The 5,420-nt window shown below is 53.6% G+C and carries 1 protein-coding gene; it reads right to left on the bottom strand.

Annotated features, from left to right (window positions below; all coding sequences use genetic code 11):
* Window positions 1-24 precede the first annotated feature (24 nt).
* Window positions 25-5,420, bottom strand: a 5,396-nt coding sequence (locus tag A9310_RS26680; protein ID WP_175401194.1) for a hypothetical protein, incomplete at its 5' end; no start/stop codon positions are given.

Here is a 5,420-nt window from a genome sequence, read left to right as displayed (position 1 = left end):
TCTCTCCCCTGCCCCCCCTGTGCCTCATCTCTCCCCCCGTCCTTTCCTCCCGTGCCCCGCCTCTTCCGCCCCTTCTCCTCCTCCCCCTCGTCCGTTTTTGCCCTCCTCTTCTTCTCCTCTCCCTCCCTCTTCTTCTTCTTTTTCTTCTTCCCTCCTTCCCCCTCCTCCCTCCCCTTTCTCTTCCTTTCTTTTCTTTTTTCCTTTTTCCCCTTCCCCCCTCCTTCTTCCTCTTTCTTCCTCCTTTTTCTCCTCCTCTCTTCCCCCTTCTTTTTCTTTTTTTTCCCTTCTTCTTCCTTCCTCTCCTCCCCTCTCTCCTTCTCTCTCCTCCCCTCCTTTTTCTCTCCTTTCTCCTCCCTTTTCTCCTCTTTTTCTTCCCCTTTTTCTCCTCCCCCCCTTCTTCTCCCTTCCCTTTTCCCCTCCTCCCTCTCCTCTCTCTTTTTTCTCTCTTTCTTCTTCTCTTTTTTCCCTTCTTCTCTTCTTCCCCCCTCTTTTTCCTTTTCTTTCCTCCCTCCTTTTCCCTCTTTTTCCTTTTTCTCCTTTTCCTCCCTCCTTTTCTTCTCCTTCTTCTTCTTCCCCTCTTCTTTTTCCTTCTCTCCCTCTTTTTTTTTCTTTCTTTTTTCCCTTCTTTCTCTCCTCTCCCTTTCTCCTCCCTTTCCCTCTCTTCCTTTTTTTTCCCTTCTTTCTCCCCCTCTCCCCCCCCCTCCCTCTCCCTTTTCTCTTTCCTCTTCTCCCCTTTCTCCTCCCCCTTCCCCCCCCCCCCCTCCCTTTCCCCCTCTTCCTTCTTTTCTCTCCCTTCTCTTTTCCTCCTTTCCCCCTCCTTCCCCTTCTTTTTCCCTCTCTTTCCCTTTCTTCTCTTTCTTCCCCTCCTCCCCCCCTTCTTTTCCCCTCTCCCTTTCTTCCKTTTCCTCCTCCCTTTCCCCTCCTTTCCCTTCCTCCTTCCCTTCTCTTTCCCCTCCTCCTTCCCCCCCCCCTCCTTCTCTCCTTCTTCTTTTTCCTCCTTCTCCTTTCTCCCCTCTTCCTCCCTCCCCCTCCTCCCCCTCTCCCTCCCCTCTTCCCTCCCCTCCTTTTTCTTCTCCTCCCCCTCCTCTCCTCTTTCTTCCTCCCCCTTTCTCTTTTCCCCCCCTCTCCCCCCCCCCTCCTCCTTCTCCTTTCTCCTTTCCTTCCTCCCCCTCTTCCTCTCCCCTCCTCTCCTCTCTTTCCTCTTTTCTTCCTCCCTCCCTCTTTCCCCCTCCTCCTTCCTCCCTTTCTTTTTTTTTTCCTTCTCCTCCTCTCTCCTCTCCTTCCTCTTTCTTTCCTCCTCCCTCTTTCTTCCCCCCTTCTTCCCCTTCTTCTCTTTCTCTCCCCCCCCTTTTTCTTCCCCTTCTTTTCTTTTTTCTCTCTTTTTCTTCCTCTCCCTTTTTTTTCTCCCCTTTTCTCCTTTTTCCCCTTCCTCCCTTCCCTTCTCCTTCCCCTCTCCCCCCTCCTCCCTCCCTTCCTCCTCCTCCTTCTTTCCTTCCCCCTCCCTCTCCCCCTTCTCTCCCTCCCCTCCCTTCCTCCTCCCCTCCCTCCTCTCTTCCCCTCTCTTTCTTCTTTTCTCCCTCTTCTTCTTTCCTCCCCTCCTTTTTTCTTTCTCCCTCTTCTCCCTTCCCCCCTCCTCCCTCTCCTTTTTCCTCTCCTCTCTCCTCTCCCCTTCCCCCTCCTCCTCTTTCCCTTCCTCCTTTTCCTCCTCCCTCCCCCTCCCCCCTCCTCCCCTCTTTTTCTTCCTTCCCCCCTCCCCTTTTTCTTTTTTCCCTCCTTCCTTTTCTTTCCTCTCCCCCTTCTCTCCCCTCCCCTCCTCTTTCCCTTCTTTCCCTCCCTTTTTCCCCTTCTCTTCCCCCTCTTTCTCCCCTCCTTCCTCTCCCTTTCCCTCTTCTTCCCTTTTCCCTCCCCCCCCTTTTCTCCCTCCCTCTCTTTCTCCTTCCCCTCCCCTTTCTCTTTCCTTTCCTTCCTCTCTTTCTTCTCCTTCTTCTTCCCCCTCCCCCTCTCCCTCTTCCCCCTCTTTCCCTTCTCCTTCCCCCCTCCCCTCTTCCCCTCCTTTTTCTCTTTCTTTTTCCCCCTCCCCTCCCCCTTTCCTCCCTCCTTTTTTTCCTTTCCCTCCCCCTCCTCTCCCTCTTCCCCTCTCTTCTCTCTCCTTCCCCTTCCCTTCCTTTTTTCCTCTTCCTCCTCTTTTTTCCCTCCCCCTTCCTCCCTCCCCTCCTTTTCCCTCTTCCTTCCTTCCTCCCTTTCTTTTTCCTTCTTCCCCTTCTCCTCCTCCTCTTTCCTCCCCCTCCTTTCCCTCTCTTTTTTCTCCTTCTTCCTTTTTCTCTCCCTCTCCTTCTCCTTCTTCCTCTTCTCCTTCCCCCTTTTTTTTCTCTTTCCTCCCCTTCCCCCCTCCCTCTCCTCCTCTTTCTTCCTCTCCTTCTTTTTCTCCTCTTTCCTTTCCTTCCTCCCCTTCTCTTTCCCCTCTTTTTTCTCTCTCTTCCCCTCCCCCTTCCCCCCCTTCTTCTTTCTTTTCTTTTTCTCCTTTTTCCTCTTTCCCCTCCCCTCTTCCTTTTCCCTCTCCCCCTTCTTTTTCCCCTTCTTTCTCTTCTTTTCCTTCCCCCCCTCCTTCCTTCCCTTCCTCCCCTTTTCCCCCTCCCCTTTCCTCTTCTTTCCCTCCCCCTTCCCCCTTTCTCCCTTCTCTTCCCTCTCCCTTCCCCTCCTCCCTTTCTCCCTCCTTCTCTCTCCCCCTTCTTCCCTCTCTCCTTCTTCTCCCTCTCTCCCCTTCTTCTTTTCCCTTTTCCTCCTCCTCCCCCTCTTCCCCTCCCTTCCTCCCCTCTTTTCCCTTTCCTTCTTCCTCCTCTCTTCTCCCTTTTTCCTCTTCTCCCTCCTTTCTCCTCCCTTCCTTTTCCTCCTCCCCTTCCCTTCCCCTTTTTTCCCCCCTCCCTCCCCCCTCCTCTCTCCTTTCCTCTTTCCTTTCTTCCCTCTCCCCTTCTTCTTCCTCCCCTTTCTCTCTCCCTCCCTTTTTTTCCCTTTCTCCCTTCCCTCCCTCCTTCTTCCCTTCCTTTTTTCCTCCCTTTTTCTTCTTCTTCCTTCCTCCCTTCCTTTTTTCCTTCTCTTCCCCTCCCTTTCCCCTCTCCCCCTTCCTCTTCTTTCCCCTTCCTCTCTCCTCCCTTCCTCCTTTTTTCCTTCCCTTCCTCTCCTTCCCTTCTTCTCCCTTCCTTTTTCCTTTTTCCTTTCTTCCCCTCCTCCTCCCTTCCTTCCTCCCTCCCCTCCCCCTTCTCCTTCCCTCTCTTTTCTCCTCCCCCTTCCCTCTTCCCCTCCCCTCCCTCCTCCCCTCCTCTCCTCTCCCTCTCTCTTTCCTTCTCCCTCCCCCCTTTTTTCCTCTTCCTCCCCTCTCCCTCCTCTTCTTTTCCCTCCCCCCCTTCCTCCTCCTTCCTTCTCTTCCTCTCTTCCCCCTCTTTCTTTCCCCTTCCTTCTTTTTCCTTCCCTTTCCTCCTTCTTTCTTCCCTCTTCTTTTTTTCCCCTCCTCTTCCTCCTCTCTTCCTCCCCTCTCTTTTCCCCTTTCCCCCCTCTCCTCTCTCCCCTTCCCCCCCTTTTCCTCCTCTCTCCCCCCTTCCTTTCCTCCCTTTCCCCTCCTCTTCCTCCCCTTCTCCTCCTCCCCCTCTTCCTTTTTTTCCCTCCTCTTTCTTTTCTTTCTCCCTTTCTCCCCTTCCTCTCTTCTCTCTCTTCTCCCTTCTCTTTCTCCTTTTCTCCTTTTCCTCCCTCCTTCCCCTTCTCTTTCCTTCTTCCCCCCTCCTTCTTCCTTCCTTCTTTCTCCCTCTCCTTTTTCTCCTCCTCCTCCCTCTCCTCCCTTTTTCCCTTCTTCTTCCTTTCCTCTCTCCCCCTCTTCCTTTTTTCTCCTCCCCTCCTTTTTCTCTCCTCTCTCCTCCCTTTTCTCCTCTTTTTCTTCCCCTTTTTCTCCTCCCCCCCTTCTTCTCCCTTCCCTTTTCCCCTCCTCCCTCTCCTCTCTCTTTTTTCTTTCTTCTTCCCTCTCTTTTTTCCCTTCTTCTCTTCTTCCCCCCTCTTTTTCCTTTTTCTTCCTCCCTCCTTTTCCCTCTTTTTCCTTTTTCTCCTTTTCCTCCCTCCTTTTCTTCTCCTTCTTCTTCTTCCCCTCTTCTTTTTCCTTCTCTCCCTCTTTTTTTTTCTTTCTTTTTTCCCTTCTTTCTCTCCTCTCCCTTTCTCCTCCCTTTCCCTCTCTTCCTTTTTTTTCCCTTCTTTCTCCCCCTCTCCCCCCCCCTCCCTCTCCCTTTTCTCTTTCCTCTTCTCCCCTTTCTCCTCCCCCTTCCCCCCCCCCCCCTCCCTTTCCCCCTCTTCCTTCTTTTCTCTCCCTTCTCTTTTCCTCCTTTCCCCCTCCTTCCCCTTCTTTTTCCCTCTCTTTCCCTTTCTTCTCTTTCTTCCCCTCCTCCCCCCCTTCTTTTCCCCTCTCCCTTTCTTCCTTTTCCTCCTCCCTTTCCCCTCCTTTCCCTTCCTCCTTCCCTTCTCTTTCCCCTCCTCCTTCCCCCCCCCCTCCTTCTCTCCTTCTTCTTTTTCCTCCTTCTCCTTTCTCCCCTCTTCCTCCCTCCCCCTCCTCCCCCTCTCCCTCCCCTCTTCCCTCCCCTCCTTTTTCTTCTCCTCCCCCTCCTCTCCTCTTTCTTCCTCCCCCTTTCTCTTTTCCCCCCCTCTCCCCCCCCCCTCCTCCTTCTCCTTTCTCCTTTCCTTCCTCCCCCTCTTCCTCTCCCCTCCTCTCCTCTCTTTCCTCTTTTCTTCCTCCCTCCCTCTTTCCCCCTCCTCCTTCCTCCCTTTCTTTTTTTTTTCCTTCTCCTCCTCTCTCCTCTCCTTCCTCTTTCTTTCCTCCTCCCTCTTTCTTCCCCCCTTCTTCCCCTTCTTCTCTTTCTCTCCCCCCCCTTTTTCTTCCCCTTCTTTTCTTTTTTCTCTCTTTTTCTTCCTCTCCCTTTTTTTTCTCCCCTTTTCTCCTTTTTCCCCTTCCTCCCTTCCCTTCTCCTTCCCCTCTCCCCCCTCCTCCCTCCCTTCCTCCTCCTCCTTCTTTCCTTCCCCCTCCCTCTCCCCCTTCTCTCCCTCCCCTCCCTTCCTCCTCCCCTCCCTCCTCTCTTCCCCTCTCTTTCTTCTTTTCTCCCTCTTCTTCTTTCCTCCCCTCCTTTTTTCTTTCTCCCTCTTCTCCCTTCCCCCCTCCTCCCTCTCCTTTTTCCTCTCCTCTCTCCTCTCCCCTTCCCCCTCCTCCTCTTTCCCTTCCTCCTTTTCCTCCTCCCTCCCCCTCCCCCCTCCTCCCCTCTTTTTCTTCCTTCCCCCCTCCCCTTTTTCTTTTTTCCCTCCTTCCTTTTCTTTCCTCTCCCCCTTCTCTCCCCTCCCCTCCTCTTTCCCTTCTTTCCCTCCCTTTTTCCCCTTCTCTTCCCCCTCTTTCTCCC

The sequence above is a fragment of the Gordonia sp. UCD-TK1 genome (assembly GCF_001691435.1).
In the GTDB taxonomy this organism is placed as follows: domain Bacteria; phylum Actinomycetota; class Actinomycetes; order Mycobacteriales; family Mycobacteriaceae; genus Gordonia; species Gordonia hongkongensis.
This window is presented reverse-complemented; position numbering and strand designations above follow the sequence as displayed.